Raw genomic sequence first — 14,093 nt, 5'->3', positions numbered from 1 at the left:
TATATATGAAAGATAAATTATTAAAAATATTATTCTTTATATTTATAAGCTCAGTTTTAATCGCAAATATTTTTGCTAAAGATAAAACTTTTAGCCAAAATGAAAATAGAGTTTTAGAAGAACTTCCAAAATTTTCATTTTTTTCACTTAAAAATGGTGACTTCACTAAAAAATTCGAGGCCTATTGCAAGGATCAATTTATAATGAAAGATGCTCTAGTTGGTGCAAGATCAAGACTTGACTACGCTCTTGGCAAAAGAGAATTTAACGGCGTTTATATCGGCACGGACAAAAATTATTATGAAAAATATATTTATGATGCAAATAAAGTGAATAAATTTATTAAGTATATAAACGATATCGATGTAAAAAATAAATTCATAGCCATCTGCCCCGATAAAGGCGAAGTTTATAGAGAAAATCTTCCGAAAGGCGCTACATTTAGCGATGAAACAATGGTTCTAAATAGATACAAAAATGAAATCAAAGGCAATTACATCGATTTATATAAGCTTATGATGGATCACAAAGAGGAATACATCTTCTACAAGTCTGATCACCACTGGCGTGAAGGCGCTTACCTTGCTTATAAAGATATAGCTAAATCCATGGGTCTTGATGAGATGAAGACAATTGAAAAAGTCACTTGTGAAAATTTTAGAGGCTCACTTGATTCAAAGTCTTCTTATTATAATAGCGCTCTAGATGAAATATTATTTTACTTGCCAATAAATTATGACGAGATCAAGGTTAAAGGCGACGATAAAGATATAAAAGTGCTTAACAAGGATGAATTCAAAAACAAAGATAAATACAAAGCACTTTTTAGTGGTAACTATGGTCTTGTTGAAATAAGTGGCAACGAAGCCTCTTCAAAAACTCTACTTATTATAAAGGACTCATTCGCAAACGCAGTTGCAAGTCTATTCACAAATGATTTCAAAACTATATACATGATTGACAAACGTTTCTTTAATCAAAATATCAATGATTTTGTTCATGAAAAAGAAATTGACACATGTTTAGTTCTTGGCAGCGTGAACGGACTTAATTAAATCTTGAAAAATCGAGCTTTTTGTTGTATTATATACTTAGAGGTGAAACTATGAATAAAAGAAGAATATCGTTAATGATAGCACTAGTTTTATTATTTAGCTTACTAGCATCGTGCAAACCAAAGGTAAGAATGAAATTTTCATTTGATTATTTCGATAGCTTCGATACTTTAGTTAAGGCGACTGGCTACTTCTTTACTCAAGAAGAAGCAGATAAATTTGATAAAAAATTAGCTGAAAAATTAAAATATTATGATAATTTATTTGACTGCCACAAGGAACATGAAGGCTTAAACAATGTCTATACTATAAATAAGATGGCTGGCAAAGAAAAAGTTAAGGTTGATGAAGCACTAATTAATCTTATATCTCAATCAAAAACTCTTGGCTTAAAATATGATTCTCGCGTAAACATTGCTTTTGGCGCTATAATCGAGCTTTGGGAAAAGAGTATGACCGAAGCTTATGAAAATGACGAATTAAAGGCAGCTACACCAGATATAGACGAGCTAAAAGAGAGAGCAAAATACGCTTCATTAAATAATATTATCATTGATAAAGAAGAAAGTACTGTATATATAACAGATGAGAGAACTAAAATAAATCTTGGCTCAGTTGCCAAGGGCTACGCTGTTGAACTTATATGTAACGAGCTTAAAGACGAAGGCTTTGATTCAGTAGTCATCAGTGCTGGTGGTAACGTTAAAACTATCGGCCACCCTAACGGAGAAACTAAGAGAAAATGGACTGTAGGCGTTGAAAATCCTTACTCTGCTTCAGAGATGAAGGAAGGCGACTCAGAAATTTATGATATTTTATATACTATGGATAAATCAATAGTTACATCTGGTGATTATCAAAGATATTTCTATGGACTTGACAACGTTAAATACAATCACATCATTGATACAAGAACTTTATCTAGCGCAAGAAATTTTAGAGCTGTCACTGTAATCACTAAAGACTCAGGCATAGCTGATTTTTTATCAACACTACTATTTACAATGACTTATGAAGAAGGCGCTGAAACAATTAAGGACTTCCCTGACACTGAAGCATTGTGGATAAACTTTGATAATACTGAATTTTATACAGATGGACTTAAGCACTACTCCAAATCTTTAGGAGCAACAAACTAATGATTAAGAACACAATAAAAGCACTTTTATCATATATTTTAATCACAGTAGTGGCAGTATTTATGATGCTTTCACTAAAAAAGCTTACTAGTCCCTTAGTTTTAAGGATAGTAATGATACTTTATTCATTAATAATACTGATACTATTCTATTTATCAGGATTTTTAGTAAATACAAAATATAGAAAAAATAAAGCGCTTAAATCGTACAACTTAATCATATTTATAGGCCTAATCATATTTATAGCCTCGCTGATTTTTTCAAAATTTTATATAAAAGCAGAGCTATTTACAGAGAAATATTTTATATTCAATATAATTAATCAAGCTATGTACCTAATTTTGAAAAGTTTTTTCATACCAGTAAACGCTATCACATCATTTATTGGATTTTTACTGACAAAGCTTCTCTATTCACTAGGTGTAATTAGCAAATACAATTTAAGGAAGTGATAATATGGCAAAAAATATTGATGACAAATTCATGGATCTAATGAAAGAGACTAATGAAAAATTTGACGCACTTAAAAATAAGATTAACAATATCCCTAAGATGTCAAAGGCTGGCACAAGACTTATTACTAAGGAAGAAAAAGAACTTATAGAAAATTCGAAAAAAGAAGAAAATAATTCAATCGAAGAAAAAAATACTGAAGAATAATTAAAATTATTAAAGGAGTTAATATGATTATAGACGGTGAAGTAATTAAAATTGTATATAGAAATGATTTAAACGCGTACACCGTTATGCAAGTTAACTCTGATGGTGAGCTTATTACTTGCGTTGGCACTGCTCTGACTGTTAAGGAGCATGACTATGTTGAGCTTGAAGGCGAACTTGTCTTTCATGAAAAGTATGGCGAGCAAATTAATTTTACTAAGCTTTCTTTTAAAGAGAGAGACACAATTGAATCTATTAGAAGCTACTTGATTAAAAGTGGCATTCCTAAAATTGGTGAAAAAAGAGCCGAAGAGATAATTGACCTCTTCGGCCTTGATTCTATTAAAGTAATTTTTAATGAAACAGATAAACTTCTTCAAGTAAGAGGCATAGGAAAAAAAGCCCTTGCCGATATAAAAGAGTACATAAAATCAAATAAAGAGCGTGAAGAAATACTTCAAAAGCTTGCAAAATATAATTTACCTACGGCTACACTATTAAAAATATATAATATTTATGGTGATGAGGCCATAAATATATTAAAAAATAATCCATATAGATTGATATATGACAAAATCGGTGTAGGCTTTAAAACTGCGGATAAGATTGCTTTAGAAGAAGGCGTCGATGCCAATGGACTTGAAAGGTTAAAAGCAGCCATCATCTATCTTTTAAACATATATCTTGCTCAAGGCTCTACCTACATACCAAAGGATAGACTTTATGAAGAACTAAAATTTCTTATGACTATGGACGAAGATAAATTTAATTTAGCTATAAAAGAGCTCGCAACGACTGGCAGCATCGCTGTTAAGAAGGAGCGCAGTAAAGAATATAATGTATACTTAAGTCTTTATTACGAGAAAGAACTTGAATGTGCAAAGAGGCTTTATGACATAAAAAATGCTGCTAAAGAGACTTATGTATTTGATTGTGACGAACTTATAGAAAAATATGAAGCAGCTGAAAATATTATTTTTGATGAAAAACAAAAACTTGCTATAAAAAAAGCCTTTGTCAATAACATCTCCATCATCACTGGTGGACCGGGTACCGGAAAAACATCTATCATAGAAGCTATCATAAATATACTTAAAAATTTTAATATATCTTTTGCACTTGCGGCGCCAACTGGCAAGGCCGCTAAGCGTATGGAAGAAAAAACTGGTGAAGCGGCTATGACGCTCCATAGACTTTTAAATATCGCCCCTATCGATGGCGCGGATTTTTTTGAAAGCTCAGAAGAGATTGATGCTGACTTCATTATCGTGGATGAAGTCTCTATGATGGATACGCTGTTATTTAGTGAGCTCTTGGCAGCTATTGAGCCAGGTAAGACACTTTTACTTTTAGGTGATAAAGATCAGCTCCCAAGCGTTGGTGCAGGCAATGTTTTAGAAGATCTAATCAATTCTGGCGAGGTTGAAACAACTGAGCTTGAGCATATTTATAGACAAAGTGAAAACAGCATGATAGCTATTAACTCACAAGAGATACGCTTAGGCAATATGCCTGAGGTAAATAAAAAAGATAGTGATTTTTTCTTCATTAGCAAAGACTCTGATGATGATATACTTGAAGAAATACTTGATCTTTTAAATGAAAGGCTGATAAATTACTTCGGTCTCGACCCGTTCAAAGACGTGCAAATACTTACTCCAACTAAAAAAGGTAAGCTTGGCACAGTTAATCTAAATTACATGTTGCAAAACTTACTTAATTCACGCGCTGATAGCGAAACTGTCAGAGCCATGGGCAAGGAATTTCGTGTTGGCGACAAAGTGATTCAAACTAAAAATAATTATGATATAATTTCTCATGAATACAAGAACGGCAAATACGAAGAAGTTACTGGCGTTTTTAATGGCGACACAGGTATAATTAAAAGCGTTGACAAAGATAACGAGACCCTAGATATAGATTTTGATGACGGTAAGAGCGCTACTTATGATTTCTCCTTGCTTGGAGAGCTTTCACTTAGCTATGCACTAACCGTTCATAAATCTCAAGGAAGTGAGTTTGACTGCGTTGTCATGCCCATTACCTATGCTAATGAAAAGCTACTAACTAGAAATTTATTATACACTGCCATAACTAGAGCAAAAAAACTTCTTATCTTGGTTGGCAGGGAAAAATATTTAAAACTCATGATTGATAATAATTTCATCATGAAGAGATACACTAGCCTTGAAAAAAGAATTCGTGATTTAAAGAAGGTATTCAAATGAAAATCTGCCCATTTTGCAATGAAGATTTTGACGGCGGTATGCCCTACTGTTCTAGCTGCGGCGCTAACATTGAGATAATCAGAAAAACTTTTTATGTCGATGGTTTTGATGAGCTTCACTCAATAGTCTACTACAATGACTTTTTTAGAGAGCATCTATTTAACTACAAGTTTGGCATGCAGAAAAAATATTTATCTGCACTCGCCTATTTATATGAAGAAGAGTTAAAAAATATTATGCAAAATGAAAAAATTGATTACATCACAAGTGTCCCTATGAATACAGAAAAACTAAGAAAAAAAGGTTTTGATCACATGGGTGAAATTTTAAAAATAATTTCTAAGGACATGGGTATAAAAATATATAATTATGAAAAGCTACAAAAGCGTGATATGCACAAGCTTTCTTTCTCTGAAAGAGCTAATATGAAAAATATTTTTAAAAAAAGTGCTGATGCAAGTGGCAATGTACTAATAATTGATGATATAATAACTACAGGAACGACTATGAAGGACTCGGCTCGCGTTATGAAAGACGCTGGCTTTGAGAAGATTTTTGGTCTCATCCTGTGCTCAAGGAGGTAAAAATGTTTAAATACGCAATAATTGGTGGAACTGCTCTTAAAAGCATGAAGAGCATTGAAACGAAAAGCATTGAGAATGAATATGGCGTTTGCGAATACAACGTTCTTAATGAAGATACCATCTTTGTTCCAAGACATGGAATGAATTACTCAGTTCCCCCTACTTTTATAAATTACAGAGCCAATGTTAAGGCGATGAAGGACTTAGGTGTGGAGTATGCCTACGCCATCAACTCAGTTGGCTCGCTTAGAGAAGAGATAGAGCCTCTTACTATAGTTATGGCGAATGATTTTTTTGATTTTACTAAAAAAAGGGACTACACATTCTTTACTGGTCTTGATAAAGGCGTTAAATTCATTGCCATGGATGAGCCTTATTCATTAGAGATGAATAGATTATTTGAAGAAAAATACGATGGCAAGATTAGTACAGGTGTTTTGGTAACTACTGAAGGGCCAAAATTTGAGACCAAAATCGAAAATAAATTTTATAAATCAATCGGCGGAGACGTCGTTGGCATGACTGGTTCACCCGAAGTTATTTTAATGAACGAACTAGGCATCAAATACGCATCTTTAAACGTTGTTGGTAACTACGGTACAGGCGTTACTGATAAGCACGTTGAAATCACTAATGAACAAGAAAATATAGCTTTAAAGGCAGCTCATGTGGTTCTTGATATTTTCAAAAATGGACTAGACTTTAATGATGGAGCGAAATTCCTATGATGCCAGACATTGATACATTCACAGCTTGGACTGATGAAGCTTGCGAGAGACTACCTGAAATATTCTTTAGAGATTTAAATTTAGGTGTAGTCGTCTCAGAAGATTTAAAAATTTCTCCAGATGCAATTGACGATGACTTATTTATTTTAGGTCAATATGAGCGCTCAGCCATGGGCAAAGCTATATACATCTACTACGGCTCTTTTATGAAGATGTATGGGGACTGGTCAGAGCGTGAAATTAAGGACATGATTTACCACGTTTTAAAACATGAGTTCACTCATCACATGGAAGGTCTCGCAAATTACAGGGACTTAGAGGTAGAAGATGAGGTGCAGCTCGCAAGATATAAGGAAATGAAGAAACATGATCATAAATAGCGATTGGGAAGAATTTTTACAAAATGAATACACTAAGGACTACTTCATCAAGATGCGTGATGCGCTTCGCCGCGAGTACAAGGAGCACACTATATATCCAAAATACTATGAAATATTTAAGGCGCTTGAGCTATCGCCACTAAAAGATACAAAAGTTTTCATCTTGGGTCAAGATCCATATCATGAAGTAAATCAAGCCAATGGACTTGCCTTCTCTGTTAATGACGGAGTGGCTCTCCCGCCATCTTTAAGAAATATATATAAGGAGCTTTATGATGATTTAGGCATTCTTAATAAAACTGGTGATTTAGATGCGTGGGCAAAGCAAGGAGTACTCCTACTTAACTCAACATTAACGGTTCGCAAGGGCTATGCTAATTCACATAAAGACATTGGCTGGCAAATTTTTACTGATAAAATTATAGAAACGCTTTGCAAAAATAAAGAAAATGTCGTCTATATCCTATGGGGCGCTTATGCAAGAAGCAAGATGCACTACATCGATACAAGTAAAAATCTTGTAATCACTTCAGCTCACCCATCGCCATTGTCAGCATATAGAGGATTTTTCGGGTCAAGGCCATTCTCAAAGACGAATGCATATTTAAAAGCACATAATATTAAAGAAATAGATTGGAGAATAAAATGAAAAAAATTTTGATAAGCTCTCAGCCATATTCAGATGGCAAGAGAAATTATGTACAAATCAATAGAAATTACGCCGAAGCTGTAAGATTAGCTGGCGCAGTACCTTTCATCGCTCCATACACTGACCTTGAAGGAGTAAGTGAACTCGTTGAAATGTCTGATGCAATCATACTTACAGGCGGTCACGATGTAAATCCGCTTATATATGGCGAAGAACTTCAAAAAGGCATATTAGGTATATCGACTGAAAGAGATGCTTTTGATATGAGACTGATTGAAGAAGCAATCAGATTAAAAAAGCCAATGCTTGGTATATGTAGAGGAATGCAGCTGATAAATGCATGCTTAGGGGGAACTCTATATCAAGATATATACAAGGACAATCAGGCTAAGCTAGAACACGTAAACTTCGATACCATAGCGACTGGTGCTCACTACATCACAATCAAAGAACAAAGCTTTTTACACAGAGCGACTGGATTAAAGAAGATGCTTGTTAATTCAGAGCATCATCAAGCAGTTAAGGACGTGGCGGAAGGTTTTAAAGTCACAGCAAAGTCTTCCGATGGAATTATCGAGGCAATGGATGATGCTCATAGAAATATCTATCTAGTGCAGTTTCATCCAGAAGCCATGGCTGTGAATAATAATGGAGAAGCAATAAATATATTTAAGGAGTTTATAAAATTAAAATGAAAAAGAAATTTGACAGATACGAATACTTTGGCGACAACGAAGAAATCTTCACAACGATCACAGCCATCATCATCGGCTGTATGCTATCAAGTTTTGCGATAAACTTTTTCTTCATACCAAATAAATTACTTGCCGGCGGTGTCGGTGGTATCTCCATCATCATAGAACTACTTACTGGCTTACCTGCAGGTATCATGCTATTCGTGATTAACTTACCAATATTTTTGTTTGGATTAAAAGAGCTTGACAAGAAATTTTTAGTTTACGCATTTATAACAACTTTTGTTTTATCCGCGACTATGGTACTCTTTAGACCAATGCAAAAGCTTAATACTTTTGATGACATACTTATCAGCGCCATCTTTGGTGGTGTGCTTAATGGTATAGGCATGGGTGTTTTATTTAGGCACGGTGCTTGTCAAGGCGGTCTTGACATAGTTGCTGCAGTATGTAAAAAGCGCTACAATATCAATATCGGAAGTGCTCTTATGGCGATGAATGGCATTATAATAAGTTTAGCGAGCATAAAATTTGGTGTGTTAAAAGGACTTTACACAGTTTTATCGATGTTTGTTGCATATCAAGTGCTTGACAAGGTGCAAACAGGCTTCGACGCGACAAAGAGTGTTTTAATTATATCAAAGGACTACGAAAAACTTTCTTATGAGCTTATGAATAAACTTGAGCGTGGAGCAACCATCATCGACTCGTACGGTGCTTGGTCAAAGAGCGATTTAAAGATTATATTCATGCTAGTTAAACCAAGAGAGATAGTTGATGTCAAAAAAATAACTAACTCCATCGATAGAAATGCCTTTATAACTATACAAGACACAAACGAAGTAAAAGGTAGAGGCTTTAAAGGCGGAGACAATTTTTAAAATTATAAAAATAATATATCAAATATGAAACCCAGTTCAAATGAGCTGGGTTTTTGTGTAATTTATTTCAAATCGACTAATTCACTCCATATTTTAGGCGATTCTTGTGGTTTAGGCGAAAAAATATCTCTCGCTCTAGGCAAGAGATACATATTAATAATAAACTTCTTCTAAGACAAGTCCTTTTGCTGGCAAAGTTGGTGCAAGTCCCCTTCTATCGCCATCTTCAATCGCTCTAGCCATAGAATCTATATCTAAAATTCCTGTTCCAACAAAAACAAGTGTGCCAGACATGATCCTTACCATATTATATAGAAAGCTTCTTCCTTTTACATCGATGTAAACAAAATCGCCATCTCTGATGATATCGACTGAATGAATAGTTCTAACTGTCGTATCAACAGCGCTTCCTATAGCCATAAAGGCTCTGTAGTCTTTTTCGCCGACCATGTATTTCGCTGCTTCACGCATTAAATCTAAATCAAGCTTATATGGGAAATTATATGCAAAGTGCCTAGCTGTCGCTCTTCCAAATTTTCTGTGCTCAAGCGTATATCTATAGTACTTGCCCTTTGATGAGAAGCGCGCGTGAAAATCATCCGCTGCCTCTTCACTCTTAAGTACTCTAATATCTTCGGGAAGCTTGTCATTGATTGGATAAATCATTTTTTCAGCCGGACAAACCGATTCAGTCTTGAAATTCAAAACAAAACCATGAGCACTAACGCCCTTATCAGTCCTCGAGCAGCCAATAACTTTGATGTCTTCACCCAAAGCCTTGCTAATGGATGCGTTCAGAGCGTCCTCAACTGTGTGTGCATTGTCTTGCGCTTGAAAGCCTGAATAATTTGTTCCGTCAAAATCTATAATTAATTTTATGTTCTTCATATTAAATTAAATAAATACTTTGTTGATATTATAAATCCAAAGTATATAATTATTACAAGTATAGCTAATCTATCTACAGTAGTGTAAATAAGTGGATTTAGCTTGCCTCTGTGCTCTCCACCTGAGTAGCATCTAGCATCCATGGCGATGGCTAGTTCATCTGCTCTCTTAAGTGCGTTTAAGAAAAGCGGTATCATTAAAGGAAGCATCTTTTTAGCCGTCTCTATAATATTTTTGCCATCAAAGCTTGCGCCTCTTGATTCTTGCGCCATCTTTATCTTATTTGCCTCTTCAGCTAGTGTCGGTATAAATCTTAGTGCTATGGTCATCATCATTGCTAGTTCATGAGTTGGCACTTTAATAAGCTTCAGTGGACTCATAAGTGACTCAAGTCCATCAGTTAGTCTTATTGGTGATGTAGTTAATGTTAGTAGAGATGAACCAAGTATTAATAAGAGTAGTCTAAATGACATGAAAAGACCTGTATTTAGTCCTTCATATGACATTTGTGGCCACTTAATATTTGGAAATATTTGTGTGCCTGGTGTAAAAAATATGTTAAAGATGAGTGTCATTATGATAATCGCGCGCATCGGCTTAAGCCCTCTTAATATTATTTTTAGCGGTACCTTGCTCATTAGTATAAGTAAAATTATAGTGATGCCAACAAGAGCAAGTATACTATATGAATCAACAAAGAAGATCGCTATCATAAATACGAAGACAAAGATAAGTTTAACTCTTGGGTCTAGTCTATGAACAAAACTATCTGTCGGAAAATATTGTCCTATGGATACGTTATTAAACATTTTTCTTCACCTCGAAATACTCAAGTATATTGCGTCTCGCCTCTTCAACAGTTTTTACATAAGGGTTTAGACCCGGATATTTCTCCTGCAAAGTAAACATAAACTCAGTTATCTCAGGCACGCCAACATCATATTTCTTAAGAAGTTCGCGCTCCTTAACTGCTTCATCAGTACTTTTATGCATTATAAGTTTGCCCTTGCTTAGAACAACTATCTCATTTGCGTAAGTAAAAACGTCTTCCATTGAGTGAGATACTAAAACTACTGTAATTTTCGTTTTTTCATATATATCATATATCTCATTAAGAATTTCTTCTCTAGCTCTTGGATCCAGTCCAGCAGTTGGCTCATCAAGTATAAGCACCTTAGGTCTCATAGCAAGTATACCAGCTATGGCAACGCGCCTTTTTTGTCCGCCTGATAATTCAAATGGAGACCTATCCTTAACCCATTCGTAATCAAGTCTAACGTCTTCAATTGCGCCTTTAACTCTCTCAGCTACTTCTTCATCGCTTAGTCCAAGATTTTTTGGTCCAAAGGCAACGTCTTTCGCAACAGTCTCTTCAAATAGCTGATACTCAGGATATTGAAATACCATCCCAACGCTCTCGCGAAGCTTGTTTAGCTTGATGTCCTTTTGAGTTATGTCTACCCCATCTATAATTATATTGCCTGATGAAGGCCTAAGTAGACCATTTAATTGCTGCATAAATGTTGATTTGCCAGAGCCTGTGTGGCCAATGATACCGATAAAGCTGTGATCTTTGATAGTAAGCGATATATCGTCAAGCGCCTTCACCTCAAATGGCGTGTCCTTATTATATATAAATGATAAATTTTTTATTTCAATCATAATTTTGCCACCAATTCATCTATACTAAGCTCATCACCAGTAACATTGAAGCCGTCCTCTTTAAGCAAATTACTTAATTCAGTCACTTGTGGCACGTCAAGTCCAAGCGAGTGCACCTTTCTTACATTGGAAAATATATTTCTAGGTGTATCGTCCCAAACCAGCTTGCCCTCATGCATAACCATGAGCCTGTCTGATAAAACCGCTTCACTCATAAAGTGCGTGATAAGCACTATAGTTTTTTCGTATTGTCTATTTAGTTTGATAATAGTATCCATGACTTCTTTTCTGCCAAGCGGATCAAGCATGGCAGTTGGTTCGTCAAATACAATTATGTTCGGGTTGATAGCAAGTATACCAGCGATGGCAAGCCTTTGTTTTTGTCCACCGCTCAATAGGTTTGGCGCGTGCTTTTTGTATTCCGTCATCGAAACTATCTCCAAAGCATCGTCAACCCTTTTTCTAATCTCAGGTGTTGGTAGGCCAAGATTTTCTGGGCCAAAGGCAACGTCCTCTTCGACTATAGTCGCTATGATTTGATTATCTGGATTTTGAAAAACAAGTCCTAAGTTTTGTCTTATCTCAAGAAGGTTCTCTTCGTTCTTCGTGTTCATGCCCATGACAGTCGCGTCGCCTTCAGTAGGAAGCAAAATTCCGTCCATAATTTTCGCTATGGTCGACTTGCCACTGCCGTTCATGCCAAGTATGGATACAAACTCACCCTTCTTTATCTCAAAGCTCACATCGTCCAGAGCTTTTTTTTCTTTTTCATTTTTATCGTAAGCAAAACTTACATTTTCAAATTTAATCATGCTATCACCTAAATTTAATAATACCATATTTGGCGCGATTTTACAAGGTATTTAGCTTGATTATCTTAATTATAATTTAAGTAGTTTTATAATTTTTATAAATCGAAAATAAATTAATGAATATAAATTAACAAAATATTTATGACAAAAAATGTCAAAATACTACAAAAGTAGTATTGACAAGCCCATGTAAATAGTCTATAATTGTCTTAGTCATTCAAGTAGTAATAATATTTAAGAAGGTAGATGAAAGACAGGTGATAAGATGACAAGAACAATACTTCATTCAGACATGAACAACTGCTACGCATCCATCGAGAGAAAACTAGATCCATCTCTCGTTGGAAAACGGCTTGTAGTCTGTGGTTCAGTCGAAGACAGACACTCCATAGTTTTAGCAAAGAGCTACGAAGCAAAAGCTTTTGGAGTCAAGACAGGAGATAGCCTTTATGAAGCGAAAATGAAATGCCCCGATTTAGTAGCTGTTAGGCCTCATTACGATGAGTACTTAAAGTTCTCAAAACTTGCGCACAAAATTTATTACAGCTACACCAATCAAGTCGAACCCTTCGGCTTAGATGAGTGCTGGCTAGATGTGACCGGTTCTGAGAAACTCTTTGGTAGCGGAGAAAAAATTGCTCACGAGATCAAAGAGCGCATCAAAAAAGAGCTTGGCATCACAGTTAGTATCGGTGTGAGTTTCAACAAGATATTCGCAAAGCTTGGTAGCGACCTTAAAAAGCCAGATGCGGTGACGCTCATTCCTAAAGAGCATTTTAAAGAGATAGTTTGGCCACTTGATACAGATAAAATCATTGGCATAGGCAATAAAACAAAGAAAAAACTTATGTATATGAACATAAATACACTTGGTGAACTTGCTAAAACAGATGTAAATTTATTAAAAAGAAAGCTTGGACTAAGAGGACTATATCTATGGCAATACGCCAACGGATACGATAATAGTGAGGTTTATGACTACTACCACCACGATAAAATCAAGTCCATATCCAGAGGTGTAACCACCAAGGCGGATTTAAACTCATACGATGAAGTTAAAAAAATATTCGAGGAGCTCGCCATTGACGTGAGCAAAAAATTAATCGAAGAAAATCTTAAGGCAGGCGGCGTGAGAATATCCATAAGAGATAAAAATCTTGAAACACTTAGCTTTCAAAAAGTTTTTACAGAGACAAGCATCAGCGCGCTTAGACTAAACGACAAAGCCATGGAACTATTTGAAGAGCGCTACGATTTCAAAGAAGGTATAAGAAGCCTTACAATATCCGCGATAAATCTTACAAGAAACACAAAATCAGAGCAAATAAGTCTCTTCGTGCCAAAACAAATTGTTAAAGACGATAGACTCGAAAAAGTTTTTAATGAAATTAGAAATAAATTTGGCAAAGACAAAATTGGCTACCTAGGCCTTAAGCTCAATAATAAGATGCCAGAAAAACCAAGCGTAGTAACCTTGCCAAGTGGCTTCAGAAATATAAAACAAGAATCCGTGAGTTAAGTCTCATGGATTTTTCTTGAATAAAAAAGGAGGACTCCTACACTTTGGCGTAAAAAGTCCTCTCGGTTTAAAAACTAATGTTTTATTATTTTTTCTATTTAGCTGTTTTTTAAAAACTATTGCTATATAAAAGCATTTCTGAATTTAGGAAGGGTGAAATAACTTAAATGATCGTAATGTCATATCTTGTCATTTCCATTATTATCCCTCCAC

General features: G+C 35.1%; 16 protein-coding genes. 12 read left to right on the top strand and 4 right to left on the bottom strand.

Annotation, left to right across the window (positions count from 1 at the left end):
* Nucleotides 1–5: 5 nt before the first annotated feature.
* Genes M1R53_RS02080 through M1R53_RS02030 form a run of 11 tightly spaced genes read left to right on the top strand, consistent with a single transcriptional unit; the run spans nucleotide 6 to nucleotide 8,999 of the window.
* Nucleotides 6–1,055 (top strand): DHHW family protein, encoded by a 1,050-nt coding sequence (locus M1R53_RS02080; protein ID WP_249242896.1) that lies wholly within the window; start codon nucleotides 6–8, stop codon nucleotides 1,053–1,055.
* Nucleotides 1,056–1,105: 50 nt separating this feature from the next.
* Nucleotides 1,106–2,194, top strand: coding sequence for an FAD:protein FMN transferase (locus M1R53_RS02075; RefSeq protein ID WP_249242895.1), 1,089 nt, complete (start codon nucleotides 1,106–1,108; stop codon nucleotides 2,192–2,194).
* Nucleotides 2,194–2,646 (top strand): hypothetical protein, encoded by a 453-nt coding sequence (locus M1R53_RS02070; RefSeq protein WP_249242894.1) that lies wholly within the window; start codon nucleotides 2,194–2,196, stop codon nucleotides 2,644–2,646. Before M1R53_RS02075 ends, M1R53_RS02070 begins: the two co-directional genes overlap by 1 nt.
* Before the next feature lie 4 nt (nucleotides 2,647–2,650).
* Nucleotides 2,651–2,854 (top strand): hypothetical protein, encoded by a 204-nt coding sequence (locus tag M1R53_RS02065; RefSeq protein ID WP_085840557.1) that lies wholly within the window; start codon nucleotides 2,651–2,653, stop codon nucleotides 2,852–2,854.
* Between the two features lie 23 nt (nucleotides 2,855–2,877).
* Nucleotides 2,878–5,082, top strand: a complete 2,205-nt coding sequence (recD2, locus tag M1R53_RS02060) for an SF1B family DNA helicase RecD2 (RefSeq protein WP_249242893.1) — start codon at nucleotides 2,878–2,880, stop codon at nucleotides 5,080–5,082.
* Nucleotides 5,079–5,666 (top strand): ComF family protein, encoded by a 588-nt coding sequence (locus M1R53_RS02055; protein WP_249242892.1) that lies wholly within the window; start codon nucleotides 5,079–5,081, stop codon nucleotides 5,664–5,666. The genes recD2 and M1R53_RS02055 overlap by 4 nt, the downstream gene beginning before the upstream one ends.
* 2 nt (nucleotides 5,667–5,668) lie before the next feature.
* Nucleotides 5,669–6,394 carry an MTAP family purine nucleoside phosphorylase gene (locus tag M1R53_RS02050; protein WP_249242891.1) on the top strand — a complete coding sequence of 242 codons (726 nt, stop codon included), beginning with the start codon at nucleotides 5,669–5,671 and terminating at the stop codon, nucleotides 6,392–6,394.
* Entirely contained in the window at nucleotides 6,391–6,774 is a 384-nt protein-coding gene (locus M1R53_RS02045; protein WP_249242890.1) for a metallopeptidase family protein, read from the top strand. Before M1R53_RS02050 ends, M1R53_RS02045 begins: the two co-directional genes overlap by 4 nt.
* Entirely contained in the window at nucleotides 6,761–7,423 is a 663-nt protein-coding gene (locus M1R53_RS02040; RefSeq protein WP_249242889.1) for a uracil-DNA glycosylase, read from the top strand. Before M1R53_RS02045 ends, M1R53_RS02040 begins: the two co-directional genes overlap by 14 nt.
* Entirely contained in the window at nucleotides 7,420–8,118 is a 699-nt protein-coding gene (locus M1R53_RS02035) for a gamma-glutamyl-gamma-aminobutyrate hydrolase family protein (protein WP_249242888.1), read from the top strand. Before M1R53_RS02040 ends, M1R53_RS02035 begins: the two co-directional genes overlap by 4 nt.
* Nucleotides 8,115–8,999 (top strand): YitT family protein, encoded by an 885-nt coding sequence (locus tag M1R53_RS02030; protein ID WP_070599240.1) that lies wholly within the window; start codon nucleotides 8,115–8,117, stop codon nucleotides 8,997–8,999. The genes M1R53_RS02035 and M1R53_RS02030 overlap by 4 nt, the downstream gene beginning before the upstream one ends.
* Before the next feature lie 153 nt (nucleotides 9,000–9,152).
* On the opposite strand, the gene truA is transcribed toward M1R53_RS02030, so the two are convergent.
* From truA to M1R53_RS02010, 4 genes are read right to left on the bottom strand one after another with little or no spacing between them, the layout of a single operon-like run.
* Entirely contained in the window at nucleotides 9,153–9,887 is a 735-nt protein-coding gene (gene truA, locus M1R53_RS02025; protein ID WP_019214914.1) for a tRNA pseudouridine(38-40) synthase TruA, read from the bottom strand.
* Complete coding sequence (locus tag M1R53_RS02020) at nucleotides 9,884–10,696, bottom strand: energy-coupling factor transporter transmembrane component T family protein (protein ID WP_249242887.1); 813 nt, start codon at nucleotides 10,694–10,696, stop codon at nucleotides 9,884–9,886. The genes truA and M1R53_RS02020 overlap by 4 nt, the downstream gene beginning before the upstream one ends.
* Nucleotides 10,689–11,552: an energy-coupling factor transporter ATPase gene (locus M1R53_RS02015; RefSeq protein ID WP_026880714.1), complete on the bottom strand. Its 864-nt coding sequence runs from the start codon at nucleotides 11,550–11,552 to the stop codon at nucleotides 10,689–10,691. Before M1R53_RS02015 ends, M1R53_RS02020 begins: the two co-directional genes overlap by 8 nt.
* The gene (locus M1R53_RS02010) at nucleotides 11,546–12,361 is read right to left on the bottom strand and encodes an energy-coupling factor transporter ATPase (protein ID WP_085840565.1); all 816 of its coding nucleotides are present in this window, start codon (nucleotides 12,359–12,361) and stop codon (nucleotides 11,546–11,548) included. Before M1R53_RS02010 ends, M1R53_RS02015 begins: the two co-directional genes overlap by 7 nt.
* A 265-nt stretch (nucleotides 12,362–12,626) precedes the next feature.
* Between M1R53_RS02010 and dinB the strand changes: the two genes are divergently transcribed.
* Nucleotides 12,627–13,880 carry a DNA polymerase IV gene (gene dinB, locus M1R53_RS02005; RefSeq protein ID WP_249242886.1) on the top strand — a complete coding sequence of 418 codons (1,254 nt, stop codon included), beginning with the start codon at nucleotides 12,627–12,629 and terminating at the stop codon, nucleotides 13,878–13,880.
* Nucleotides 13,881–14,093: the final 213 nt, after the last annotated feature.

It is taken from the genome of Fenollaria massiliensis (assembly GCF_023347705.1).
In the GTDB taxonomy this organism is placed as follows: Bacteria; Bacillota; Clostridia; order Tissierellales; family Peptoniphilaceae; genus Fenollaria; species Fenollaria massiliensis.
The sequence above is the reverse complement of the archived record's forward strand: the minus strand, read 5'-3'. Positions and strand labels throughout refer to the sequence as shown.